Source organism: Kitasatospora sp. NPDC036934 (assembly GCF_055608425.1).
The window spans coordinates 1-23,117 of sequence record NZ_JBVJQR010000031.1; the positions used below are offsets into that span (position 1 = coordinate 1).

Below are 23,117 nucleotides of genomic sequence, written 5' to 3' on the forward strand. Positions count from 1 at the left end.
CATCTCGGGCGCCATCCAGCACCGGGCCGGCATGCAGACCTCGAAGACCATCGTGGCCGTCAACAAGGACCCCGAGGCCCCGATCTTCGAGCTGGTCGACTACGGCGTGGTCGGCGACCTCTTCGCGGTGCTGCCGCAGCTCACCACCGAGGTGAAGGCCCGCAAGGGCTGATCCCGCGGGTAGGGCCCGTCGAGGACGGGCTCCGAGACTGGAGGGCGTGGTACCGGGTGCTCGGTGCCGCGCCCTCCGTCGTCGTGCCCCGGGCGGCGGGGAGCGGCGCGCCGGCCCGTAGAGTCGGCCCGACGGCGCCCGGGCGCGGGAGCCCGGGGCGCGACCGGTGCGAGGACGAGGGCGAGGACGGAAGCATGGCACTGCTGACGGCACTTCAGGGTGGCCACGGCGACGCGGCGGACGCGCTGCGGATCGACGGCCGGGCGCTCTCCCGGGAGGAGCTGCTGGGCGCGGCGACCGCGGTGGCCGACCGGGTGGCCGGGGCGCCCGCGCTCGCGGTGCTCGCCCGGCCCACCGTGGAGACGGTGGTCGCCGTGGTCGGCGGGCTGCTGGCGGGCGTCCCGGTGGTGCCGCTGCCGCCCGACTCGGGCCCCAAGGAGCGCGAGCACATCCTGCGCGACTCGGGCGCGGCGCTGCTGGCGCACGCCGCCGGGGAGGCCGCGCCCGACGGCGCGTCGGTGGCGGCCCTGCCCGTGGACACCGCCGAGCGCTCGGCGACCGGGTACGCCGAGCCGGCCGCCGACGCGACCGGCTTCGTGCTCTACACGTCGGGCACCACCGGCGCGCCCAAGGGCGCGGTGATCCGGCGGGCGGCGATCGCCGCCGACCTGGACGCCCTCGCCGCCGCCTGGCAGTGGACCGCCGAGGACACCCTCGTCCACGGCCTGCCGCTGTTCCACGTGCACGGGCTGCTGCTCGGGGTGCTCGGCGCCCTGCGCACCGGCAGCCGGCTGGTGCACACCGGCCGACCCACCCCGGAGAGGTATGCGGCGGCGGGCGGCAGCCTGTACTTCGGCGTGCCCACCGTGTGGTCCCGGCTGGCGGCGGACCGCGAGGCCGCCGGGCGGCTGGCCTCCGCCCGGCTGCTGGTCTCCGGCAGCGCGCCGCTGCCGGTGCCGGTGTTCGAGCGGCTGGCGGCGCTCAGCGGGCACGCCCCGATCGAGCGCTACGGGATGACCGAGTCGCTGATCACGGTCAGCACCCGGGCCGACGGCGAGCGGCGGCCCGGCAGCGTCGGGCTGCCGGTGGAGGGGGTGCGCACCCGGCTGGTCGGCGAGGACGGCGAGCCGGTCCGGTACGACGGGGAGAGCGTCGGTGAGCTGCAGGTCGCCGGGCCCACCCTGTTCAGCGGCTACCTCAACCGGCCGGACGCCGACGCCGAGGCCTGGACGGCGGACGGCTGGTTCCGCACCGGGGACGTCGCGGTGATCGGGGCGGACGGCTTCCACCGGATCGTCGGCCGCGCCTCGGTGGACCTGATCAAGAGCGGCGGCTACCGGATCGGCGCCGGCGAGGTGGAGGCCGCGCTGCGCGACCACCCGGCGGTCGCCGACGCGGCGGTGGTCGGCGCGCCGGACGAGGACCTCGGACAGGCGATCGTCGCCTACGTCGTCCCGGACGGCGCCGTGACGGGGGAACAGCTGACGGCCTTCGTGGCGGAGCGGCTCTCGGTGCACAAGCGGCCGCGCCGGGTCGTCCTGGTGCCCGAACTGCCCAGGAACGCGCTGGGGAAGGTGCTCAAGAAGCAGCTGCTGGCGGAGGCCGAAGGGCGCTGACGAGGGGGTGTCGACACGCCGGGCGGTGACGGGGGTTCACTCTGATGCGCCGTCGGCAGCCGCCCGGCGGAAACCTTCCTTTGGCTCACTCCACTGCGCGCCGTGAGCGGACGCGTGCCTAACGTGACACGCAGGCAGAACTGAATCCCGGGCGAGGCTCCGAGGCTCCCGGTCGTACGACCGGAGGCCGTGGCTTGTCGGACGGGAGTCTGCCGAGCGTACGTACCGGCCCCGCCGGGGCGTACCGCGTGTCCGCAGCAGTTTCCGCAGCCGACCGTTCGGCGGCCGTACGCCGCAGTACGCCGCAGTGCGTTCGCAGCAGTGAAGGAAGTCAGCAGGATGACCACCGTCAACACCGGCGCGCCGGATGCCGCCGACGAACCGACCGGGCCGCACGCCCCCGCCACCCCCGCCACCCCCGCCCGCTCCGGCGGATCCGCCCGTCCCTCGAGGGCCGCGCGGATCCGTCGGGGGATAGGCATGGCGGCCGTGATCGCGGTCGGCGCGGGGACCATCGGCCTCGGCACCGGCGTGAGCCCCGCCGCGGCCGAGCGGGCGCCGGCGCACGCCGGGTGGGACGGCTCGCGGTACTGGTTCAAGAACAGCCAGGGGCAGTGGCGCTGGACCACTCACTACAACGTGTACCTGGCGCGGACCGGCGGGGCGAAGTCCTCGTCGAAGTCGTCGAAGTCGTCGTCCCCGGCGAAGTCCTCGAAGTCCTCGAACGGCGGGATCAAGCAGGGCTGGGACGGCTCCCGCTACTGGTTCAAGAACAGCAAGGGGGAGTGGCGCTGGACCTCCCACTACGACGTCTACCTGGAGCGGACCGGCGGCTCCGCCTCGTCCGGCTCGTCCTCGTCCGGTTCTTCGGGCGGCTCCCAACAGGTGGCCGAGGACCGGGACGTCGAGACCGCGGTGGAGTACGCGCTCGCCCAGCTGGGCAAGCCGTTCCGGACCGCGGGCAACGGGCCGGACGGCTACGACTGCTCGGGCCTGGTGCAGCAGGCCTTCCGGCGCGGCGGGATCAGCCTGCCTCGGGTCGCCAACGACCAGTACGCGGCGACCACGCCGATCAAGGCGAGCCAGCTGCGCCGCGGTGACCTGCTGTTCTGGTCCCCGGACGGGACCGCGCGGGGCATCCAGCACGTGGCGATCTACCTGGGCAACAACCAGTACGTGGAGGCCGCGCGGCCGGGGACGCAGATCCGGATCTCGGGGATCAGCAGCGGGTACTACCCGGCGTACATGGGCCGACCGTAGCGCACCTGCGCGGGGCGCCCGGACCGACCGGTCCGGGCGCCCCGACGCGCGGTCAGGGGCGGTTCGACCGGGGTCGGGTGGGCGGGGGAGCGGAAGGGCGCAGGGGCGGCGCGAGCGGCGTACGGGTGGGGCGCGCACGGAAAGTCGGCCGGTCCGACTTCCTGTGCGCAGGCGATGGCGACAGGGTGCGGCTTTGATGGCGGCCGGTCCCCATATATCCGTACCGGGCCCGTGGCCTGGGCACATGCCGCTGTCAAGGGGCGGGCCGGGGCGCGCGGGCGGGCGCGGCGAGCAGTTTTGGGGAGCGGCGTACCGCGGGTACCACCACGGGTGGCGCTGGTTCGGCCGACGGGGGCGCTGCCCGGTGCGAACGGCATCGGGGCAAGTCGAGGGCAGGGGACGTTGTGATCGTCTGGGTCAATGGCACATTCGGGGCGGGCAAGACGAGCGCCTGCCGCGAGCTGGTGGAACTGCTGCCCGGGAGCGTGCTCTTCGATCCCGAGCTGGTGGGCTTCGGATTGCGCCGGATGCTCCCGGCCGACCGGCTGGCCACGGTGTCCGACTTCCAGGACCTCGCGGCCTGGCGCCGGCTGGTGCCGGAGACCGCGGCCGCGCTGCTCGGTGAGGTCGGCGGGCCGTTGGTGGTGCCGATGACCCTGCTTAGAGAGGACTACCGGGACGAGATCTTCGGCGACCTCGCCGCGCACGGGATCACGGTGCACCACTTCGTGCTGGATCCAGAAGAAACGATCCTGCGTGACCGCATCGCGCGCCGCGAGGAATGCCCCGGTGACCCCGAGGGCAGCGAGCGGGTCCGCACCTGGTGCCTGGAGCACCTGCCCCGCTACCGGGCCGCCCGCCGCTGGCTGGTCGGCGACGCCCGGATGATCGACAGCAGCGCGCTCACCCCGCGCGAGACCGCGCACCGGATCGCCGAGCTGGTCCGGGTCGGCGCAGCGCGCTGCCCGATCGTCCAGGCCCAGGACCCGACCGGGGACACCGTGGCCTCGGCCGTGCTGTTCTTCGACGAGCAGGACCGGGTGCTGCTCGTCGACCCGGTCTACAAGCCAGACTGGGACTTCCCCGGCGGCGTGGTCGAACGCGGCGAGGCCCCCACCGACGCCGCCCTGCGGGAGACCGCCGAGGAACTCGGGCTGCGGCTCGACCCCTCCGTGCTGCGCCTGCTCGCCGTCGACTGGGAGCCCCGCACCGGCCCGCGCCGCGGCGGGCTCCGGCTGATGTACGACGGCGGGCTGCTGGACGACGCGGGCCGGCGGAACCTCCTGCTGCAGCAGGAGGAACTGCGCGGCTGCCGGTTCGTCACCCTGGAGGAGGCGGCCGACCTGCTGCCGCCGAGCCGCTTGCAGCGCCTCGCCGCCGCGCTGGACGCCCGGCGCAGCGGCGAACTGCGGTACCTGGAGGCGGGGAGCCGGGTGGCGCTGGGCCTGGCCAGTACGGCGGAGGCCGTTTAGGGTCCGCCCGGGGGACGGCCGTGGCGCGCGGGGCGGGCGGCCCCGGTTGGTGGGGCGGGCGGTGCGGGCGCCAGGATGGGGGCATGCCGTTCACGCTGAGCCACCCCGCCGCCGTCCTGCCCCTGCTGCGCGCCGCCGGGCGGCGCGGGCCGTTGGTGGCCTCGGCGTTGGTGGCCGGGTCGATGGCGCCGGATGTGCCGTTCTTCGCCGAGTCGCTGCTGCCCGGGGTGTACGGGCACGGCGGGCTGACCCACGCCTGGTGGGCGGTGCCGACGCTGGACGTGGCGATCGCCGGTGCGCTGGTGGCGGGGTGGCACGGGCTGCTGCGGGCGCCGCTGGTGGGGCTGCTGCCCGAGCGGTGGGCGGGCGGCGCGGAGGCGCTGACGGTCCGGCGGGGCTCGGGTGCCGGGGGCGTGGACGCGGCGTGGTTCCTGGCCTCGGCGGCGGTCGGTGCGTTCACCCATGTCGGCTGGGACGCGTTCACCCACGGTGGCCGGCTGGGGGTGCGGCTGCTGCCCGTACTGGATCGAAAGGTGGCCGGTGTCCCGGTCTACGAGGCGCTGCAGTACGGGAGTTCGGCGCTCGCGCTGGCCGCGCTGGGCGGCTGGGCGGCGGGGGCGGTGCGGGCCGTCGAGCCGGTGCGGCCGGCCGTGCGGCTCGCGCCGCGGACCCGGCGGGCCTGCATCGCGGGGCTGGGGGTGGCGACCGCGGTCGGGGTGCTGCACCGGCTGAGCCCGCTGCGGCGCAACCTCGTTCCGGAGGTGTGCTTCGGGGCAGGGGCCGGGCTCGCGGTGGGGGCGGTCGGGTATGCGGCGGTGGTCGCGGCTGCCCGTCGGTGGGGTGGCGGGCGGCCCGGTGGCGGGTCCGGCGGACGGCCCGGGGCCGGTGCGAACTCCCCCGAGAGGGTCCGCAGTTCGGTTTAGCGGGGGCACGGCGGCGGTCGGGGCCGCCCGCCGGGCGGGGTGGCGGGTGGCGGGTGGCGGGCGGCCCGGGCCGGGGCGAACTGTGGTCAGACGGTGCGCAGTTCGGCGTAGCGGCGGAGGAACAGGGCCTCGGTGAGGGCCATCCGCTCCAGCTCCCGCGGGTCGACGCTCTCGTTGACGGCGTGGATCTGGGTGGTCGGGTCCTCGACACCGATCAGCACGATCTCGGCCTGCGGGTAGAGCGAGCGCAGGGTGTTGCAGAGCGGGATCGAGCCGCCCTCGCCGGCCGCGACCATCGCGGTGCCGAAGGCCTCGGCCATCGCCTCGCCCATCGCCTCGTAGGCCGGGCCGTCGGTGTCGGCGCGGAACGGCGCGCCGTTGCCCTGGCGCCGGACCGTCAGGTGGGCGCCGAGCGGGACCTGCGCCTCCAGGTGGGCGACCAGGGCGTCCTGGGCGTCGTCCGAGCTCATGCCCGGCGGGACGCGCAGGCTGATCAGGGCCTTGGCGGCGGACTGCACGGAGGAGGTGGCGCCGATCACCGGCGGGGCGTCGATGCCCAGGACGGTGACGGCCGGGCGAGCCCACAGGCGGTCGGCGACCGTGCCGGTGCCGGTCAGCGCGACGCCGTCGAGCACCTTGGCGTCGGCGCGGAACTGCTCCTCCGGGTACTGCACGCCCTGCCAGGTCTGGTCCGAGGCCAGCCCGGCGACCGCGACGTCGCCCTTGTCGTCGTGCAGCGAGGCGAGCACCCTGACCAGCGACTGCAGCGCGTCCGGGGCGGCGCCGCCGAAGGCACCGGAGTGCAGGTTGCCGGCCAGCGTGGTGATCGAGGCCTCGACCACCGTCATGCCGCGCAGCGAGGCCGTCACGGTGGGCAGGCCGGGGGCGAAGTTGCCGGTGTCGCCGATCACGATGGCGTCGGCGGCGAGCAACTCGGGGTGGGCCTCGGCGTAGCGCTCCAGGCCGCCGGTGCCCTGCTCCTCCGAGCCCTCCACGATGATCTTCAGGCTGACCGGGTAGCCGTCCCCGTACACCTGGCGCAGCGCCCGCAGGGCGGTCAGGTGCATCAGGATGTTGCCCTTGCAGTCGGCGGCGCCGCGGCCGTACCAGCGGCCGTCGCGCTCGGTCAGCTCGAAGGCCGGGCTGAGCCAGTCGTCCTCGGCCAGCGGCGGCTGGACGTCGTAGTGGGAGTAGAGCAGGACGGTCGGTGCGCCCTCCGGGCCGGGCAGTTCGCCGTAGACGGACTGGGTGCCGTCCGGGGTGTCCAGCAGCCGGATCCCGGTCAGGCCCTCGGCGGCGAAGGCCTCGGCGACCCACTGCGCGGCCTTCTGGCACTCCTCGACCGGGAACTGGCGCGGGTCGGCGACCGACGGGAAGGCGACCAGCTCGGCGAGGTCGGTGCGGGCACGGTCCATCAGGGACCGGACGGCGTCGACCAGGGGCTGTGACATCGGGGCTCCGGAGGGGACGGTCCGCCCGGGGGGTGGTACGGGCGGAGGCGGTCGGTTGGGGTACCGCCGATCATAGGCGGAGCCCCTCGGGAGCTTCCGGGGAGCTTCTAGGCCGGTGGGCGGTGCGGCGTCCGCGCCGGTGATCGGACGCATAGGATTGCTCGACGTGACTGACTCCGGAAGCCCTGATTCCCGTAGCCCGCTCAACAGCCCGCTCGACGAGGCGCCGGTGCCGCCCGACGGCGTCTGGGACGTCGTGGTGGTCGGCGCAGGACCGGCCGGATCCTCGGCCGCGTACGCCGCCGCCGCGCAGGGCCGCCGGGTGCTGCTGCTCGACAAGGCCGAGCACCCCCGGTACAAGACCTGCGGCGGCGGCATCATCGGCCCGTCCCGGGACAGCCTGCCGCCGGACTTCGAACTGCCGCTGCAGGACCGGGTGTCCGCCGTCACCTTCGCCTACGACGGCCGGTACACCCGGACCCGCCGGTCCGGGCGGATGCTGTTCGGGCTGGTCAACCGGGACGAGTTCGACCTGCGCCTGGTGCAGTCGGCCAAGCAGGCCGGGGCGGTGCTGGTCACCGGAGTGACCGTCACCGGGGTCGAGCAGCGGGGCGGCGAGCACCGGACGGCCGTCGTGACAGCCGCCGACGGGCGCACCTTCGAGGCCCGCGCGGTGGTCGGCGCGGACGGCAGCGCCAGCCGGATCGCCCGGCACGTCGGCGTCACCTTCGACCAGATCGACCTCGGCCTGGAGGCGGAGATTCCGGTGCCGCCGCAGGTCGCCGCCGACTGGTCGGGCCGGATCCACCTCGACTGGGGCCCGCTGCCCGGCAGTTACGGCTGGGTGTTCCCGAAGACCGAGACCAGCAGCCTGACCGTGGGCGTCATCTCGGCGCGCGGCGACGGCGAGCGGACCAAGCAGTACCTCGCCGACTACATCCGGCGGCTGGGCCTGTCCGGCTTCGCCCCGCGGGTCGAGTCCGGGCACCTGACCCGCTGCCGGGCCGAGGACTCGCCGCTCACCCGCGGTCGGGTGCTGGTCGCCGGGGACGCGGCCGGGCTGCTGGAGCCGTGGACCCGCGAGGGCATCTCGTACGCGCTGCGCTCGGGCCGGCTGGCCGGCGAGTGGGCGGTGCGGATCGCGGAGGCGGGTGACGCGACCGCGGTGCGGCGCGAGGCGCTGAACTACGCGTTCGCGATCAAGGCCGGGCTGGGCGTGGAGATGCGTGCGGGCAAGCAGCTGCTCGGCGCCTTCGAGCGGCGGCCGTACCTGTTCCACGTGGCGGTGACCTCGGTGCCGGCGGCGTGGCGGGCCTTCGCCCGGACCACCCAGGGGCACACCACCTTCGCCCAGCTGCTGCGGCAGAACCCGGCGGCGCGCAAGCTGATGGCGATGGCCTCGCGGTAGCGGCGCGGGCCGTACGGCGGGGCGGGGGCGTGCGGCGGGGCGGGGCCGTACGGCGTGTTGGGCCGGCGCTCCTTCCGGTGCGTGCGGAGGGGCGCCGACCCTGCCGGGAGCCGGGAGCCGGGAGCCGGGAGCCGGGAGCCGGGAGCCGGGAGCCGGGAGCCGGGAGCCGGGAGCCGGGGCGGCGTGTCAGCTCGTCAGCTCGTCTCCGAGCGTGCTCCGCCGGTACAGCACCGAGCGGCCGTGCCGGGCCCGGGTGACCAGGCCGGTGGCCGCCAGGACGGAGAGGTGCTGGCTGACCGCGCCCGGCGTGACGCCGAGGCGGAAGGCGAGGTCGGTGGTGGAGGCCGGCTCGACGAGCAGTGTGAGCAGCCGGGCCTTCGGCGCGCCGACCAGCGCCGCCAGGGCGTGCGCCGGCGCCGGGGAGCCCCCGCCGGCCATCCCGGCCTGCCCGCGTGCTGGGTAACTGATCTGCGGCGCAAGTGAGTTGTCGATGGTGGTGATCGCGCCCCGGACGAAGAAGGTCGGGCAGAGGACCAGTCCGCGACCGTCCACGGCGGTCTCCACGTCCCCGTCCGTCCAGTGCCGGTTGATCGACAGTACGCCGTCCGCCCAGTTCAGCCGGTGGTCGAGGTCGGTGAACAGTGCCGCCGCGCCCTGCTGGGCGAGCACCCGGGCCCGGTACACCAGGTCGGCCTCCAGCGCCGCGCGGGCCTGCGGCCACCAGGTGGGCGCGAGGCAGGCCTCCCAGTACTCCGCCAGGGCGTCACAGATCCTGGTCAACAGCCTTTCTGGGTCGACTAGTTCGGCTTCGAGTAGGGCGGGAAGCGGCTGCCCGTGCGGCAGGAAGGTCCGCTCCAGTTCGGTGCGCAGCAGCTCGGGCGGCAGCGCTCGGACGGTGGCGAGCTCGGTGCTGAACTCGGGTGTCGGGGAGGACGGCCGGGGCGTCAGGAAGTCGGGCACCCAGCGGTTCCGGGCGACCAGGGAGAGCAGCAGTCGGGAATCCAGTCGCTCGAACGAGGGCCTGAGCTGTTCGAAGGCCCGGCTCTGCAGCCAGTAGTGGCCGGGGTGGGTCCACATCCGCAGGCTGAGCACGGCCTCGTGGATCGGGGAGTACGCGAACCAGGTGGTGGCGAGATCGGCCAGTCGAAGGGTGAAGCGGTGCACGGGAGCTCTCCTGCCGACTGCCCGGCGCCCACCGCCGGGGTCCAGCCGGAGAGCCTAGTTTTAGCCAGGGCCTAAAGGAATATCCGGCCCGGCCCGCCCGGCGGTGGAATCGACGGCATGACCACCACACCGGCGGAGCCTTCCGCACCTTCCCTGGCCATGCCCGCGGCCGGCCGGACCGGCCGCCTGCCCGAGACCGTCCGGCGCCGGCTGCACCCCGACCCGACGGTCCGCCGGCTGGCCGGGATCACCCTGGTCAACACGGTGGGGAACGGCCTCTCGCTGTCCGTCTCGGTGCTGTTCTTCACCCGGGTGCTCGGCCTCAGCGCCGCCCAGCTGGGGTTCGGGATGACCGCCGCCGGCCTGTGCGGGGTCCTCGCCAGCGTGCCGGCCGGCCGGGCCGCTGACCGCTGGGGCGCCCGTCCGGTCCTGCTGGTGCTGGTCTCGGTGGAAGCCGTGGGCACCGCCGGGTACGCGCTGGTGCACAGCTACCCGGCCTTCGTCGCCCTGGCCTGTGGCGTCTCCGCCGTCGACCGGGGCGCGGCCGCCGTACGGAACGCGCTCTACGCCGAGGTGCTGCCCGCCGACCGCCGGGTGGCCGGACGGGCCTACCTGCGGGTGGTGACCAACATCGGCATCTGCGTGGGGACGGGCTTCGGCGCGCTCGCGCTCCAGCTCGACACCCGGCCGGTCTACCTGGCGGCGATCCTGGCCGACTCCGTCTCCTATGTGGCCGTCGCGCTGATGCTGTACCGGCTGCCCCCAGTGCTGGGGGCCGCTCCGCCCGCGCACTCGGTCGGGGTCGAAACGGTCAGTGCCGACCCCTCTGTCGCGGCCGTCCCCGCTGTCACGGTCGCCCCCGCTGTCACCGTCGCCCCCGCTGTCACGGCCGTCCCCTCGGTCACGGCCGTCCCCTCGGCCGGAGCCGGGACGGCCGGTCCCGCGGACCCCGCCGGCAGGGGCGTCGAGCGGGGCCGGCGGCGCAACCCGGCGCTGCGCGACGGCCCGTTCCTGGCCGTCACCGCGCTGTGCTCCGTCCTCGGCCTGCAGTTCGCCGTCCTGGAGGTGGGCGTCCCGCTGTGGATCGTCCAGCAGACCGACGCACCGCGGATCACCGTCGCCGGCGCCTACATCGTCAACACCCTGATGGTGATCGCCCTCCAGGTTCGGGCCACCCGGGGCACCGGGGAACGGTCGGCCGCCGCCCGGGCCTGCCGCCGCGCCGGGCTGATGCTGGCCGCCTCCTGCCTGGTCATCGCCCTCGCACACGGGCTGCCCGGGATCCTGGCCGCCGCCGTCGCGCTCGCCGGGATCGGACTGCAGTCGCTCGCCGAGGTGTCGGGTCAGGCGGGCGGCTGGGCGCTGAGCTACGACCTCGCGGGCGAGCGCGACCACGGCGCCTACCAGGGGGTGTTCAACGCGGGCTCGGCGGCCGCGATGATGGCCGGCCCGGCGGTGGTCAGCACGGCCGTGATCGGCTACGGGCTGCTCGGGTGGGCCGCCCTGGGCGCGGTGGTGGCGGCGGCGGGACTGGCGATGGGCCCCGCCGTCCGGTGGGCCGGACGGCGGGACGCGCTGGTCCGGCCGGCGTGAGGGGGCCCACTCCGGTCGGCGTGAGGGGGCGCTACTCCCGGACGATCGCCATCGCCTCGATCTCGATCAGGACGCCCGGCCGGAACAGCGCCGCGACCTGCATCGCGGAGGCGGCCGGCAGCGGCAGGCCGGCCAGGTACTCGTCGCGGGCCTCACGGATCGCCGCGAGATGGGCGATGTCCGTCATGAAGAAGGTGAACTTGACGACGTCGGAGAAGTCCGCGCCGGCCGCGGCCAGGCAGCGGCGCAGGTTCTCGAAGACCTGACGGGCCTGGGCCTTCGGGTCTCCCTCGCCGACCAGGTTCCGGTGCTCGTCGAAGGCGACCTGCCCGGAGACCTGGACCAGCCGGCCGCTGCCGGTGACGACGTGGGTGTAGCCCGTCCCGGGCGCGACTCCGGGCGGCTCGGCGATGTGGGTGAGGTGCGTGGTGGTCATGGCGCATGATCGTGCGCCATCGGCAGCCGGTGCCGCAAGCGCGGACGCCGTCCGGGCGCCGCCCGGGCGGCCTCCGCAGGATGCCAACCCGCCTGGTCAGCGGACCACTTCGGGCAGTTCGCGGCGGAACGGACGGTCGGCGCGGAGGAGTTGCGCGACCGGGCGGGAGGAGCGCAGCACCACGTCCAGGACACCGTCCGGCTCGGCCGCGTAACCTCCGCTGGCCCAGGCCGCGTTGGCCTCGACCACCGCCCATCCGTGGTCCGTCCGTCCGACGTCCACCACCACCGCACTCGGCAGCGGGGCCTGCTCGGCGGCGGCCGCCAGCACCTCCCGGGCGAAGGCCGTCACCTCGGAGTCGCCCCGCCCGTCCTGTCGGTCCTGCTCGTCCCGAGTGTCCTGCGTGTCCTGCGTGTCCTGCGCGTCCCGCCTGTCTCGCCCGAGGGGCGCGACGGACAGCTCGCCGTCCACCGCGTAGCGCGAGCCGGCCCGCACCGCGCCGTCCAGCACGAACAGCCGGTACTCCGTGCGGAACCGCACCACCTCGCTCACCGGCACCGGAGTGTCACCGTCCAGCAGCTCGGGACCGGGCAGCGCGCCGCCGTCGGGGTAGACCCGGGCGGCGAACAGCTTGTCGGCCGGCGGTTTCACGAAGGCCGGGCCGGTCAGCGTACGGGCCTCGGCCAGCGTGGTCGCGGACACCCGGCGGCCGGTCAGCGGGAGCGGCAGCCGGGCCAGCCAGTCCGCGGCCGGCTCCAGCAGGGCCAGGCCCAGCTCACGGCCGACCGCGTCGCCGAACAGCGGCCCGCCGTACACGTGCACCGGTGCGCCGAGCAGTTCGCGCGGCGCCTGCCAGGAGGCCGCGGTGAACGCGCGCAGGCCGCGCAGACCGGCGGCGGTACGCAGCTGGAGGCCGGTGTCGTTGATCCGCGGGGCGAGCAGCAGGACCGGGGAGTCGGTGGTCATGGCGCCCGTGCTGGCGGGTGGGGGGCGGCCGTCACCAGCGGTTTTCCGTCCGGCCGACGGACGGTCCGGTGCGCCGGGCGGCGGTTGGCTCTGGCCGAGGGGCGGGTGGGCGTGCCAGAGTCGTGCGGGCGCCGTCCGGGCACCCCTGGACCGCACCCGCGGCCCGGACACCCCGGACCGCGCCCGCTGCCCGACCCACCCTCAGCCGGAAGGCAGGCCCACCCCGATGACCAGCGCAGAGCCCCTCGTCCGCGTCAGCACCGCCGACGCCGTCACCACGCTCACCCTCGACTCGCCGCACAACCGCAACGCGCTCTCCTCTCGCCTGATGTCCGAGCTGCACGCCGGACTGGCGGTGGCCGCGGCGGACCGGGACGTCCGCGCGGTGGTGCTCACCCACACCGGCAAGGTGTTCTGCGCGGGCGCGGACCTCTCCGAGGCGACCGGCGCGGACCCGACAGTGGGCCCGCGCGGCCTGGTCGAGCTGCAGAAGGCGATCGTGGACTGCTCCAAGCCGGTGATCGCCGTGGTCGACGGGCACGCCCGGGCCGGCGGCCTCGGCCTGATCGGTGCGGCGGACCTCGCCATCGCCGGACCGGCCGCGACCTTCGCCTTCACCGAGGTCCGCCTCGGCCTCGCGCCCGCCGTCATCTCGCTGCCGCTGCGCCCCAAGCTGGAGCCGCGCGCCGCCTCCCGCTACTACCTCACCGGTGAGGTCTTCGACGCCGCCGAGGCCGCCCGGATCGGCCTGATCACCCGGGCGGCCGACTCCACCGAGGACGCCGGAGTGGTGCTGAAGGGCCTGCTGGACGCGCTGCGCCAGGGCTCGCCGCAGGGGCTGGCCGAGTCGAAGCGGCTGGCCAACACCGAGGTCGCGCGGTCCTTCCAGCGGGACGCGGACGAGCTGGTGCAGCTGTCGGCGCGGCTGTTCGGGTCGGCGGAGGCGCAGGAGGGGATGCGGGCCTTCCTGGAGAAGCGGCCGGCGGCCTGGGTGCGCTGAGCCGCTCCCGGACGGCCGACCGGGCCGAGCCGCTCCCGGACGGCCGACCGGGCCGAGCCGCTCCCGGACGGCCGACCGGGCCGAGCCGTGTCCAGACGGTCGGCCGACGGCCCGGGTGCGCCGAGTCGCTCCCGAGCCCGGCCGGCGGCCCGGGATCAGCGGACCGCGGCGTTGTCCCGCCAGAGGTCGAGCAGGCTCCGGTCGCCGCTGAGTACGACCTGCCCGGCCTGTCCGATCTGTCCGGCTCCGCCGGCCTGGGCCGACCGCTCGGCCTGTTCGACCGTCAGCCGGTTCCAGAGCAGCAGGTAGAGCTCGCGGGCCGGGCCGGTGACGGTCAGGTCGGCGGGCTCGGGGCGCTCCTCCGTGGTGACGGCGAGCGGCTCGCGGGAGAGCGTCAGGTGCCACGTGCCCGGGCCGTCGGTGGTTCGGATCGAGACGGTGCGCAGGCCCTCGGCGTGCACCTTCGCCCGGCCACGGCGCATGAAGCCGCGCAGTAGCTCGTCGATGCCGTCCAGGGCGAGTTCGGGCGCCACGGCCGGGCCCGGGGCGCCGGCCGCCGCGTCGGCGTCGAAGCGGTGGACGGCGGTCTCGTGCGCCTGGCGCCGGGCCCAGAAGGCCAGCGGGGTGGGCGCGGGCAGGAAGGTCCAGCACTCGAGGTCGGCGGGGGCCGCGGAGAGCACGGTCAGCAGGGCGGCGTGGCCCTCGCGGTACCAGTCGAGCAGCTCGGCGTCCGAGGGGGCCGGGCCGATGACGGCCTGTTGGCCGGGCTCGTCCAGGGGTACCCGGAGGCCCTTCGCCGGGAAGGCGGCGGCCCAGCGGTGGACCTGGCCGATGTGCCGCACCAGGTCACCCATCCGCCAGTCCGGGCAGGTGGGGACGGGGGCGGTGAGCTCGGCGCGGGTGGCTGCGTCGGCGAGCAGGGCACCCTCGCGGCGCAGTGCCTCGATGTGCTCGGAGATCTCCATGGCACGGAGTCTCCCACCGGGGGCCGACAGTGGTGGCGAGATTCGGACGGCCCCGGGGGCCGGGTGGGGGGCGGAGCCGAGCGTGCCGGCGGGCCGATGGGCTGCGCCAGAAGTGCTGGTGGGCCGGGGCGAACGGGGCCGCCGGGCCCGGTGTGATGTCGGCCTCCCGCCGGACGGACGGACGCTACGGGCCGGTAACGTGAGCGCATGCCGATAACCCGTTCCCTCCTCTCCACCGTCCGGGCCGGTGGCCGCCGGGCCGCCGGGCGCCTCGTCCACCGGGGCTGGCGCTGGGTGCAGCGGACCGGCGCGGTCACCAACCGGACCCCGGGCCCGTACCGGTTCGGCGAGCTGGGTGACGGTACGACCCTGGCCTTTCCGCTCGGGGCGGTGTTCAACGAGCAGTGGATCACCATCGGGCCGTTCTCGATCATCGGCGAGCGGGTCACCATCAGCGCGGGCTTCCTGCCGGGGCTCGACCTCGGGCCGGAGCCGATCGTGCGGATCGGCGGCGGCTGCGTGATCGGCCGGGACAGCCACATCGTCGGCCACCAGTCGATCGTCATCGGCGACGACGTGTGGACCGGCCCCGGCGTGTACGTGAGCGACCAGGCGCACGAGTACCGGGACACCGAGCTGCCGATCGGCAAGCAGTGGCCGCGCAACGAGCCGGTGGAGATCGGCGCGGGCAGCTGGATCGGCACCGGCGCGGTGATCATGCCGGGGGCCCGGATCGGCCGCAACGTGGTGGTCGCGGCGGGTGCGGTGGTGCGCGGCGAGGTGCCCGACCACAGCGTGGTCGCCGGAGCCCCGGCCAAGGTGGTCCGCCGTTGGAGCGAGGCGGAAGGCTGGCAGCCGCCGCTGCGCCACGAGCCGCCCCGACCGGTGCCGGACGGGGTGACGGCGGAGCAGTTGCGCGCCCTGGTGGGGTGGGACCTGCGCTTGCCCGGCGAGCGGGACTGACGGCCGTACCGGCCTGATCGTTTGTCAGTCCCACCGGCTGATCCCTCGTCGTTCCTGATGATTCGTCCGCTAGCGTGCCGTTCGTTCGACTGTCGTCGTGATGTTGAACGAACCTCGAACGGTGAGCTTCCTGGGCGCAATCGTCTCGTCGGCGGGCTCGCCACCGTCGCGCCCGTGACTGCGCCCGCGCCCGCGCCCGCGCCACCGTCTCCGGCGGTGCGGGCGCGGTCCGCTGCCAACCGGCCTGCCGGGGCCTGCCGGGCCTGGTAGGGCGCCTGTTAGGGCGTGGGGGTTCTCCGCTCGGCCGTCCGGGCGGCGATCGCGGCGGTGATCCGCAGGACGTCGGCGGGGCGCGCCGGGTCCAGGCCGGTGAGGACGGCGATCCGGCGCAGCCGGTAGTCGACGGTGTTCGGATGCAGGTGCAGGGCGTTCGCGGTGTGGCGGCGGTTCAGGCCCCCGGCCAGGTGGGTGCGCAGGGTGGTGAGCAACTCGCCGCCGTCGGCGAGCGGTTCGAGCAGGGCGGCGAGCCGGGAACGGGCCTGGCTGGGTCGGGTCAGCTGGTACTCCAGCAGGACGTCGTCCAACCGGTGCAGCCCCGGCGGGCGGCCGAACGCCCGTGCCACGTCAAGGACTTCGTACGCCAGCGCGGCGGCGCCGGGCACCTCGGTGGGCACCGCGGCGGCGGCCCCGGCCAGCACCGGGGCACCGGCGGCCCGGGCACCGGCGGCGAGGGTGGCGGCGAGCTGGGGCCAGAGCGACTCCTCGGCGGTTCCGTCGGACGGCTCGGTGGTGCGCTCCGGTGGTGTCTGCAGCGGGACGAGCACCAGGCCACCCGAGGGAGTGAGCGCGGTGAGCGCCGACTGCCGGGTGCGGTGGTCGAGTTCGGCACTGAAGCGGCGGAGCTTGCGGCGGGCCGCTATGCCCGGGTCGATGCCGGGTGAGTGCTCGTCAGGGTGGTCGGCGAGGGACAGGCAGAGTACGGCGTAGCCGGCCGGCAGCTCGGTGCCGGCCCGGGCGGCCGCCTCCTCGGCGGGGGTGCCGGCGAGCAGCGCGGCGAGCAGGGACTGCCGGGCGGTGGAGCTGCGGTCGCCGGCCGAGCGCTGCCCGTCCAGGTAGCCGGCGCCGGCGGCGGTGGCGGCCCGGCGGAGCTGGTCGAGCAGCAGACGGTTGAGCAGCAGCAGGTCGGCGGCGTCGTCGGCGTGGGCGTCCCGGGTGAGGAACTCCCAGCAGACCTCCAGTCCGAGGTGGTGGGCGAGCAGGACGGCGTCCAGCGGTAGGCCTTCCTCGGCGCGGCGCGCGGCGGCCTCCCGTACGGCGGTGAACTCCTCGGCGGTGGCGGGGAGTCCGGTGCGGACGGCGTGGGCGAGGGCGCGGATGCGGCGCTCGGTGTCGCGGGTGAGTTCGCCGGTGAGCTGTTCGCGCGGGAGGCGGCGGTAGACCGGCACGCGGGCCAGCAGGGCGGCCACCACGGCTGCGGCCAGGTCGGGGGCGCCGCCGAGGAGTCGCTGGTCGGCGGGGAGGCCGCCGATCACCGGGATGTGCCAGGGGGAGGAGGCGTCGGCCGCAGCGGGGGTTCCGCCGGGGCGGCCGGTGGGAGGTTCGGCAGGGCGGCCGGCGGGGGTGCAGTGGGGTGCGTTGTGACCGGTCACAGAGAACACCGTCCAGGTCTGGGGAACGCCCAAGGGCCGGGCCGGAGGGGCGACCGCATCATTGAGCCACTCGGGTTACCTGTTGGTAACAAACTTCTGCTGTGGAGGCAACAGTTGAGAACCCCACTTCTCCGCTTCTCCGCAACTCCGGTGCGCCGCCGGCTCGGTGGATCCCTCGGTGCATCCCTCGGTGCGGCCGTACTGGCCGGTGCGCTGCTGGTCGGCGCGGCCGCGGCTCCCGCGTCGGCGGCGCCCGCCGCGGCCCGGGCCGTCACCGCTCAGGCCGTCACCGCCCAGGCCGTCACCGCCGCCGAACTGCCGCCCGACGGCGACTCGGTGGCCTCGCCGCCCGGTGCCAACGACTGGAGCTGCCGACCGTCCGCCGCCCACCCCGACCCGGTGGTGCTGGTGCACGGCACCTTCGCCAACCGCTACGAGAACTGGCTGGCGCTCTCTCCGCTGCTCAAGGGCCTCGGGTACTGCGTCTTCGCCCTCGACTACGGCACCATCCCCGGCATCACCTCCACCGGCAGCGGCCTGGTGCTGCCGATCGGCGGCCTCGGAGCGGTGCCCGCCTCGGCGGCCCAACTCGCCCACTTCGTCGACCTGGTGCGCAGCGCTACCGGCGCGGCGAAGGTCGACATCGTCGGGCACTCGCAGGGCGGCATGCTGCCGAACTACTACCTGAAGTTCCTCGGCGGGGCGTCGAAGGTCGACAAGCTGGTCGGCCTGGCGCCGTCCAACCACGGCACGACCCTCGACGGGATCACCAAGCTGGCGCCGTACTTCCCGGGCGTGGCCGACCTGATCTACACCGTCTGCCAGGCCTGCCGTGACCAGGCGGTGGGCTCCGACTTCAACACCACCATGGCCTCCCGGCCGGACACCGTGCCGGAGGTGCACTACACGGTGGTCTCGACCGTGTACGACGAGGTCGTCACCCCGTGGCGGACCCAGTTCCTGAACGGGCCGGACGTGGACAACGAGGTGCTGCAGGACCACTGCCCGGTCACACTCGCCGAGCACGTCGCGATCGCGTTCTCGCCGACGGCGCTGCACCTGGTGACCAACGCCCTGGACCCGGCGCACGCCACGCCGGTGTTCTGCGGCTGAGGGCTCGCCGGTGCTGTTGCCCGTACCCAGGTTCCTTCCGGGGGTACGGGCAACGGCGCCGCTCGGCGGGTGCTGTCGTGTGTGTCGGCGGGTGCTGCTGTGTGTGTCAGCGGGTGGTGCCGTGTCAGCGCGTGGTGCTGCGGAAGGTGATCACGGCGGTGACCCCGTCGGGCCGTAGTTCGTGGGTGCCGGGTGTGACGAGCAACGCGGCGTCGTAGCGGGCCAGTTCGGTGTCCCCGACGGTGGCCGAACCTGCCAGGCACACCAGCAGGACGGTCGACGACGGCGGGACGTGGACGGTGCCGGGCCCGGTCGGCAGGTTCACGGTGGCCTCGGTCCGGCCGCGGCGGGTCATCACGTTGAAGTCCACCACCGGGCCGCCGAGCAGTCGGCAGTCGGTCGTGGCGTCGCCGGGGAAGGCGAAGGGGCGGAACGGGGCGTCCACCAGCTGTCGGGCGCCGTCCACGGTGAGGGCCATGCCCGCACCCTCGACCAGGGTGATCACCCGGTCGATCCCGGGGAACGGGGAGAAGGGCCCGGCCGAGGCGACGTCGGCGAGGCTCACCCGCCAGTCGAACTCGCCCAGTCCGGCCCCGGCGGGGAACCCGGCGACCTCCCTGGTCACCCCGCCCCCGTTGAGCCACGGGGTGGCCGGGCGCTCGCTCGCCCGCAGTACCTGGATGCCTCCGGTGGTGGTCATGGGGTCGCATCCTGCCAGTTGTGGGGTGGGTCCGTCAGTGATGGGGGGCGGGGAACGGCGAACAGGGGACGGCGAACAGGTAACAGCAAACGGATAACAGATGTTGAAATCTGTAATCCGTTTGCTGTCAGTTGTCACCGGCTACCCGCCACCTGCCACCTGCCATTCGTCACCTGCCGCCCGACCGCCACCTGCCCCCGCCCGCCGTCAGCGCCGTCCGACCGCCAGCGGCAGCAGGGCCGCCGTCGTGGCGGCCACCGCGACCGTGGTCAGGGCCAGCGGCAGCCCGGCGGCGTCGGCGAGGAAGCCGATCACCACCGGTCCGATCAGCATTCCGCCGTATCCGAGCGTCGAGGCGAGCGCGACGCCTTGCGGCCCGCCCGCCGCACCGGCGCGCGCGATCGCCAGTGGGAACAGGTTGGCCAGTCCGAGGCCGGCCAGGACGAACCCGCCGATGACCAGCGGCACCGACGGCGCCAGGGCGGCGACCAGCATGCCGACCGCCGCGGTCAGTCCGCCGAGCAGCATCAGTCGGTTCTGGCCGAGCCGGATGGAGAGCCAGGTGCCGCTCACCCTCCCACTGGTCATGGCGAAGGCGTACGCCGCGTACCCGGCGGCGGCCGTTCCCGCGCTCGCGTGGACGTCGTCGGTGAGGTGGAGGGTGGTCCAGTCGGCGATCGCGCCCTCGCCGTACGCCGTGCACAGCGCGGTGAGTCCGAGCAGCAGCACCAGCAGCCGGAGGTGGCTCCCCGCCGGGCGGCCCGCAGAGTGCCCGCCGGCGCTCGCCGTGGAGCCCGGGGTGCTCGCCGGGGTGCCCTTCGAGGCGGCCTCCGGGGTGGTGTCCGGAGCAACCTTCCGGGCGGCACCCGCACCCGCACCCGCACCCGCGTCCGGCGCCGGTGCCGGCACCGGCGCCGGCGTCGGTGCGACCATCGGCGCCGCCGGGCTGCGCAGCAGGACGACGCCCGCGCCGACGGTGACGGCCAGTCCGAGCAGGCCGCCGAGGGCGAGCGCCCACGCGGTGGTCAGCCGGTCGGCGAGCAGCCCGCCGAAGCCCGCGCCGAGCAGTCCGCCCAGGCTGTACCCGGCGTGGAAGCTGGGCATGACGGGCCGTCGAAGCTGGGCGACCAGGTCGACGGCGGCGCTGTTCATGGCGACGTTGGCCCCGCCGTACCCGGCGCCGAACAGCAGCAGCACCGCGCCGAGCGAGAGCACCGAGTGGGCGTGCGCGGGCAGCGGTACGGCGAGGCTGAGTAGGGCGAGCGAGCCGACGGTGACCGGCCGCGAGCCGTAGCGGAGGCAGAGCCGGCCGACCAGGGGCATGGTGACGACGGCACCGACGGACAGGCAGAGCAGGGCGAGTCCGAGGGCGCTGTGCGAGGCGCTGACCTGGCTGCGGACGTCCGGGATGCGGACGACCCAGGCGGCGAAGAGGAAGCCGTCGACGGCGAAGAAGGCGGTGAGCGCGAGCCGTGCGGCCCCCCAGGGGCTGTCGGCCACCGGGGGTGTGCTGCGAGACTGTGTGGGGGAGTGGGCGGCGGGGCGGCGGGAACGGATTTTGTTTCGAAGCGGCACAAAGTCACAATAGGGTCGTGCAGCTCTCACCATCAAGCCCGCGGCCCCGCTCCGGGACCGACCCCGACGCGCAGCGCGACGCCCACCGCCGCGCGGCCCCCGACCGGGGTCGGACGCTGCTCGGCCCGGCGCTGTCGCTCATCCACACCGGTCAGACACCCACCCGTTCCGCGCTCACCCGCGCGCTGGACGTCACCCGCGCCACCGCCGGCGCGGTCACGGCCGAGCTGGAGGCGCTCGGCCTGATCACCGTCGACTCGCGCCCGGCCGGGGGCGGCCGCGGCCGCCCCTCGCACCGGCTGGCGATCAACCCGCAGGGCCCGGTCGTGGTCGCCGGCCAGATCCACGCCGACGGGCTGAGCGTCACCCTGGCCTGCCTCGGCGGCCTGCTCGACCCGCCCGTCCACCTGCCGCTGCCCGCCGCCACCGACCCGGTCCGGATGCTGCGCGCCGTCGCCCAGGCCGGCGCCGAACTGGCCCGCGCGACCGACCGCCGCTGCCTGGGCGCGGCACTCGCACTGCCCAATCCGGTCACCGAGCCGGACGGCACGGCGCTCGCCGCGCTGCACTTCGCCTGGCCCAGCGGCACCCCGGTCGCCGATCTGTACGACGTCGAGGTCGGCCGGGCCGACCACGGCCCGAACGCGGTGCGCCCGCTACCCACCGCCATCGCCAACGACGCCAACCTCGCCGCGCTCGCCGAGTACCGGCACGGTGCCGGTCGCGGCGCCCGGCACCTGCTCTTCGTCACCTCCGGCCACCGTGGCGTCGGCGGCGCGCTGGTGATCGACGGCCACCTGCACACCGGCAGCGCCGGGCTCGCCCTGGAGGTCGGCCACCTGGCCGTCGACCCGCAGGGCCGTCCCTGTGTGTGCGGCAACCGGGGCTGCCTGAACTCCGAGACCGACCCCGACGCGCTGTTCGCCGCCGCCGGCCTCACCCCGGAGCCAGGGCGCCCGTTGCTCGACCAGGCACGCGAGCTGTGCTGGGCGGCCGCGACGGACGAGCGGGCGCGGGCGGCGGTGGAGCACGTGATCGACCGGCTCGGTCTCGGACTGGCCGGGGTCGTCAACATCCTCAACCCGGACCGGGTGGTACTCAGCGGCCTCCACCTCGATCTCCTGGAGGCCGCCCCCGACCGGCTGCGCGCCGTGGTCGCCGACCGCAGCCTGTGGGGCCGCAGCGGACGGGTGCCGATCGTCGGTGCGGAACTGGCGCACGGCGCGCTCGCTGGCGCGGCCGAACTCGGCTGGGGCCGGTACCTGGCGGACCCGCAGTCCGTCCCGGCGTAGCGGGGGCGGCCGGCGTCGGTACGGTCGGCGTCGGTGCGATCGGTGCGATCGGTGCGATCGGTGTTGAGGCGGTTGAGGCGGTGGGCACGGTGGGCGCGGTGGGGGCGGTCGGAATCGGGGCAGTCGGCTTCGCCGGACGGGGAAGGCCCGATAAGCGGAAGCTGGGCCACCGAAAACGGTCACTTATCGTGACCCTCGTACACTCGTAGTGAGCAGCGGGGGGGCCGCAACGAGGGAGTAGTGACCATGAGTACCCAGTCCGGCCTGAGCCTCGGCGTGGAGCCGACCGTCGACGTCGACCGCTCCGACGCGCAGTACCGCACCTGGCTGAAGGAAGCGGTGCGCAAGGTCCAGGCCGACGCCAACCGCTCCGCCGACACCCACCTGCTGCGCTTCCCGCTGCCGGCCGAGTGGGGGATCGACCTCTACCTCAAGGACGAGTCCACCCACCCGACCGGCTCGCTCAAGCACCGTCTCGCCCGCTCGCTCTTCCTCTACGGGCTCTGCAACGGCTGGATCCGCCCCGGCAAGCCGGTGATCGAGGCCTCCAGCGGCTCGACCGCCGTCTCCGAGGCGTACTTCGCCCAGCTGATCGGCGTCCCGTTCATCGCCGTCATGGCCAAGAGCACCAGCCAGGCCAAGATCGACCTGATCGAGTTCCACGGCGGCGAGTGTCACCTGGTCGAGCGCTCGGACGAGGTGTACGAGGCCTCCGCGCGGCTCGCCGAAGAGACCGGCGGGCACTACATGGACCAGTTCACCTATGCCGAGCGGGCCACCGACTGGCGCGGCAACAACAACATCGCCGAGTCGGTCTTCGCCCAGCTGCGCCTGGAGCCGCACCCCGAACCGGCCTGGATCGTCGCCACCGCCGGGACGGGTGGCACCTCGGCCACCATCGCCCGCTACGTGCACTACATGCAGTACGACACCCGGATCTGCGTCGCGGACCCGGAGAACTCCTGCTTCTTCGACGGCTGGGTCAACCACGATCCGGACGCCGTCTGCGGCAGCGGCTCCCGGATCGAAGGCATCGGGCGGCCCCGGATGGAGCCGAGCTTCGTGCCGGGGGCGGTCGACCGGATGATGAAGGTGCCGGACGCCGCCTCGATCGCCGCCGTCCGGGTGCTGGAGCAGGTGCTCGGGAAGAAGGCGGGGGCCTCCACCGGGACGGGCCTGTGGAGCGCGCTGCGGATCGTCGCCGAGATGCGGGCAGCCGGCCGGACGGGCAGCGTGGTCGGCCTGATCTGCGACCCGGGGGACCGCTACCTGGACAAGTACTACTCGGACGACTGGCTGGCCGGCGAGCGGATCGACATCGCGCCGTACCGGGCCGCGCTGGAGTCCTTCCTCGCGGGCGGCGCCTGGACGGGCTGAGGTTCCACGACTGACGCGCGAC

19 protein-coding genes and 1 pseudogene are annotated in these 23,117 nt (G+C 74.9%); 12 read left to right on the top strand and 8 right to left on the bottom strand.

Annotated features, from left to right (window positions below; all coding sequences use genetic code 11):
• The 5 genes and pseudogenes from ACZ7BZ_RS32415 to ACZ7BZ_RS32435 all read left to right on the top strand — a co-directional run.
• Nucleotides 1-172 (top strand): annotated as a pseudogene (locus ACZ7BZ_RS32415) (electron transfer flavoprotein subunit alpha/FixB family protein); the annotation flags it as partial.
• Between the two features lie 194 nt (nucleotides 173-366).
• A complete protein-coding gene (locus tag ACZ7BZ_RS32420) occupies nucleotides 367-1,788 on the top strand; it encodes an acyl-CoA synthetase (RefSeq protein ID WP_470361465.1) in 1,422 nt (473 codons plus the stop codon).
• Nucleotides 1,789-2,127: 339 nt separating this feature from the next.
• Entirely contained in the window at nucleotides 2,128-3,048 is a 921-nt protein-coding gene (locus ACZ7BZ_RS32425) for a C40 family peptidase (RefSeq protein WP_470361466.1), read from the top strand.
• A gap of 404 nt (nucleotides 3,049-3,452) precedes the next feature.
• On the top strand, nucleotides 3,453-4,520 hold the full coding sequence (locus ACZ7BZ_RS32430) for an NUDIX hydrolase (protein ID WP_470361467.1): 1,068 nt from the start codon (nucleotides 3,453-3,455) through the stop codon (nucleotides 4,518-4,520).
• Nucleotides 4,521-4,603: 83 nt separating this feature from the next.
• On the top strand, nucleotides 4,604-5,443 hold the full coding sequence (locus ACZ7BZ_RS32435) for a DUF4184 family protein (RefSeq protein ID WP_470361468.1): 840 nt from the start codon (nucleotides 4,604-4,606) through the stop codon (nucleotides 5,441-5,443).
• An 86-nt stretch (nucleotides 5,444-5,529) separates the two neighbouring features.
• On the opposite strand, the gene ACZ7BZ_RS32440 is transcribed toward ACZ7BZ_RS32435, so the two are convergent.
• Nucleotides 5,530-6,894, bottom strand: a complete 1,365-nt coding sequence (locus tag ACZ7BZ_RS32440; protein ID WP_470361469.1) for a M20/M25/M40 family metallo-hydrolase — start codon at nucleotides 6,892-6,894, stop codon at nucleotides 5,530-5,532.
• Between the two features lie 229 nt (nucleotides 6,895-7,123).
• On the opposite strand from ACZ7BZ_RS32440, the gene ACZ7BZ_RS32445 reads away from it, so the two are divergent.
• Nucleotides 7,124-8,302 (top strand): geranylgeranyl reductase family protein, encoded by a 1,179-nt coding sequence (locus tag ACZ7BZ_RS32445; protein ID WP_470361517.1) that lies wholly within the window; start codon nucleotides 7,124-7,126, stop codon nucleotides 8,300-8,302.
• Nucleotides 8,303-8,488: 186 nt separating this feature from the next.
• Here ACZ7BZ_RS32445 and ACZ7BZ_RS32450 read toward each other — a convergent pair whose 3' ends face one another.
• On the bottom strand, nucleotides 8,489-9,466 hold the full coding sequence (locus ACZ7BZ_RS32450; RefSeq protein ID WP_470361470.1) for an ArsR/SmtB family transcription factor: 978 nt from the start codon (nucleotides 9,464-9,466) through the stop codon (nucleotides 8,489-8,491).
• 117 nt (nucleotides 9,467-9,583) lie between these two features.
• On the opposite strand from ACZ7BZ_RS32450, the gene ACZ7BZ_RS32455 reads away from it, so the two are divergent.
• Nucleotides 9,584-11,059, top strand: a complete 1,476-nt coding sequence (locus tag ACZ7BZ_RS32455; protein ID WP_470361471.1) for an MFS transporter — start codon at nucleotides 9,584-9,586, stop codon at nucleotides 11,057-11,059.
• 31 nt (nucleotides 11,060-11,090) lie between these two features.
• Here the strand turns inward: ACZ7BZ_RS32455 and ACZ7BZ_RS32460 are convergent, their stop codons facing one another.
• Both ACZ7BZ_RS32460 and ACZ7BZ_RS32465 read right to left on the bottom strand, forming a co-directional pair.
• The gene (locus ACZ7BZ_RS32460) at nucleotides 11,091-11,495 is read right to left on the bottom strand and encodes a RidA family protein (protein ID WP_380456794.1); all 405 of its coding nucleotides are present in this window, start codon (nucleotides 11,493-11,495) and stop codon (nucleotides 11,091-11,093) included.
• Nucleotides 11,496-11,591: 96 nt separating this feature from the next.
• Nucleotides 11,592-12,461 (bottom strand): ATP-grasp domain-containing protein, encoded by an 870-nt coding sequence (locus ACZ7BZ_RS32465; protein WP_470361472.1) that lies wholly within the window; start codon nucleotides 12,459-12,461, stop codon nucleotides 11,592-11,594.
• Nucleotides 12,462-12,687: 226 nt separating this feature from the next.
• Here ACZ7BZ_RS32465 and ACZ7BZ_RS32470 point away from each other — a divergent pair, with 226 nt between their 5' ends.
• A complete protein-coding gene (locus ACZ7BZ_RS32470; RefSeq protein WP_470361473.1) occupies nucleotides 12,688-13,461 on the top strand; it encodes an enoyl-CoA hydratase family protein in 774 nt (257 codons plus the stop codon).
• 155 nt (nucleotides 13,462-13,616) lie between these two features.
• Here the strand turns inward: ACZ7BZ_RS32470 and ACZ7BZ_RS32475 are convergent, their stop codons facing one another.
• Nucleotides 13,617-14,426, bottom strand: a complete 810-nt coding sequence (locus ACZ7BZ_RS32475) for a maleylpyruvate isomerase family mycothiol-dependent enzyme (RefSeq protein ID WP_470361474.1) — start codon at nucleotides 14,424-14,426, stop codon at nucleotides 13,617-13,619.
• 207 nt (nucleotides 14,427-14,633) lie between these two features.
• Between ACZ7BZ_RS32475 and ACZ7BZ_RS32480 the strand changes: the two genes are divergently transcribed.
• Entirely contained in the window at nucleotides 14,634-15,389 is a 756-nt protein-coding gene (locus ACZ7BZ_RS32480) for an acyltransferase (RefSeq protein ID WP_380456788.1), read from the top strand.
• A gap of 278 nt (nucleotides 15,390-15,667) precedes the next feature.
• Here the strand turns inward: ACZ7BZ_RS32480 and ACZ7BZ_RS32485 are convergent, their stop codons facing one another.
• Nucleotides 15,668-17,038, bottom strand: a complete 1,371-nt coding sequence (locus ACZ7BZ_RS32485; RefSeq protein ID WP_470361475.1) for a PucR family transcriptional regulator — start codon at nucleotides 17,036-17,038, stop codon at nucleotides 15,668-15,670.
• 213 nt (nucleotides 17,039-17,251) lie between these two features.
• Here ACZ7BZ_RS32485 and ACZ7BZ_RS32490 point away from each other — a divergent pair, with 213 nt between their 5' ends.
• Nucleotides 17,252-18,151, top strand: a complete 900-nt coding sequence (locus ACZ7BZ_RS32490) for an esterase/lipase family protein (RefSeq protein ID WP_470361518.1) — start codon at nucleotides 17,252-17,254, stop codon at nucleotides 18,149-18,151.
• Nucleotides 18,152-18,275: 124 nt separating this feature from the next.
• Here ACZ7BZ_RS32490 and ACZ7BZ_RS32495 read toward each other — a convergent pair whose 3' ends face one another.
• Both ACZ7BZ_RS32495 and ACZ7BZ_RS32500 read right to left on the bottom strand, forming a co-directional pair.
• Nucleotides 18,276-18,851, bottom strand: coding sequence for a HutD/Ves family protein (locus ACZ7BZ_RS32495; RefSeq protein WP_470361476.1), 576 nt, complete (start codon nucleotides 18,849-18,851; stop codon nucleotides 18,276-18,278).
• Between the two features lie 207 nt (nucleotides 18,852-19,058).
• On the bottom strand, nucleotides 19,059-20,426 hold the full coding sequence (locus ACZ7BZ_RS32500) for an MFS transporter (protein WP_470361477.1): 1,368 nt from the start codon (nucleotides 20,424-20,426) through the stop codon (nucleotides 19,059-19,061).
• Between the two features lie 17 nt (nucleotides 20,427-20,443).
• Here ACZ7BZ_RS32500 and ACZ7BZ_RS32505 point away from each other — a divergent pair, with 17 nt between their 5' ends.
• Both ACZ7BZ_RS32505 and ACZ7BZ_RS32510 read left to right on the top strand, forming a co-directional pair.
• Nucleotides 20,444-21,718, top strand: a complete 1,275-nt coding sequence (locus ACZ7BZ_RS32505) for an ROK family protein (RefSeq protein ID WP_470361478.1) — start codon at nucleotides 20,444-20,446, stop codon at nucleotides 21,716-21,718.
• A gap of 246 nt (nucleotides 21,719-21,964) precedes the next feature.
• Nucleotides 21,965-23,095, top strand: a complete 1,131-nt coding sequence (locus ACZ7BZ_RS32510) for a PLP-dependent cysteine synthase family protein (RefSeq protein WP_470361479.1) — start codon at nucleotides 21,965-21,967, stop codon at nucleotides 23,093-23,095.
• Nucleotides 23,096-23,117 lie beyond the last annotated feature (22 nt).

What these genes read in the sequence shown, in the direction of transcription:
- ACZ7BZ_RS32420 (WP_470361465.1), top strand. Translation starts at nt 367, where the DNA reads ATGGCACTGCTGACGGCACTTCAGGGTGGCCACGGCGACGCGGCGGAC.
- ACZ7BZ_RS32425 (WP_470361466.1), top strand. Translation starts at nt 2,128, where the DNA reads ATGACCACCGTCAACACCGGCGCGCCGGATGCCGCCGACGAACCGACC.
- ACZ7BZ_RS32435 (WP_470361468.1), top strand. Translation starts at nt 4,604, where the DNA reads ATGCCGTTCACGCTGAGCCACCCCGCCGCCGTCCTGCCCCTGCTGCGC.
- ACZ7BZ_RS32440 (WP_470361469.1), bottom strand. Translation starts at nt 6,894, where the DNA reads ATGTCACAGCCCCTGGTCGACGCCGTCCGGTCCCTGATGGACCGTGCC.
- ACZ7BZ_RS32455 (WP_470361471.1), top strand. Translation starts at nt 9,584, where the DNA reads ATGACCACCACACCGGCGGAGCCTTCCGCACCTTCCCTGGCCATGCCC.
- ACZ7BZ_RS32460 (WP_380456794.1), bottom strand. Translation starts at nt 11,495, where the DNA reads ATGACCACCACGCACCTCACCCACATCGCCGAGCCGCCCGGAGTCGCG.
- ACZ7BZ_RS32465 (WP_470361472.1), bottom strand. Translation starts at nt 12,461, where the DNA reads ATGACCACCGACTCCCCGGTCCTGCTGCTCGCCCCGCGGATCAACGAC.
- ACZ7BZ_RS32470 (WP_470361473.1), top strand. Translation starts at nt 12,688, where the DNA reads ATGACCAGCGCAGAGCCCCTCGTCCGCGTCAGCACCGCCGACGCCGTC.
- ACZ7BZ_RS32475 (WP_470361474.1), bottom strand. Translation starts at nt 14,426, where the DNA reads ATGGAGATCTCCGAGCACATCGAGGCACTGCGCCGCGAGGGTGCCCTG.
- ACZ7BZ_RS32480 (WP_380456788.1), top strand. Translation starts at nt 14,634, where the DNA reads ATGCCGATAACCCGTTCCCTCCTCTCCACCGTCCGGGCCGGTGGCCGC.
- ACZ7BZ_RS32495 (WP_470361476.1), bottom strand. Translation starts at nt 18,851, where the DNA reads ATGACCACCACCGGAGGCATCCAGGTACTGCGGGCGAGCGAGCGCCCG.
- ACZ7BZ_RS32510 (WP_470361479.1), top strand. Translation starts at nt 21,965, where the DNA reads ATGAGTACCCAGTCCGGCCTGAGCCTCGGCGTGGAGCCGACCGTCGAC.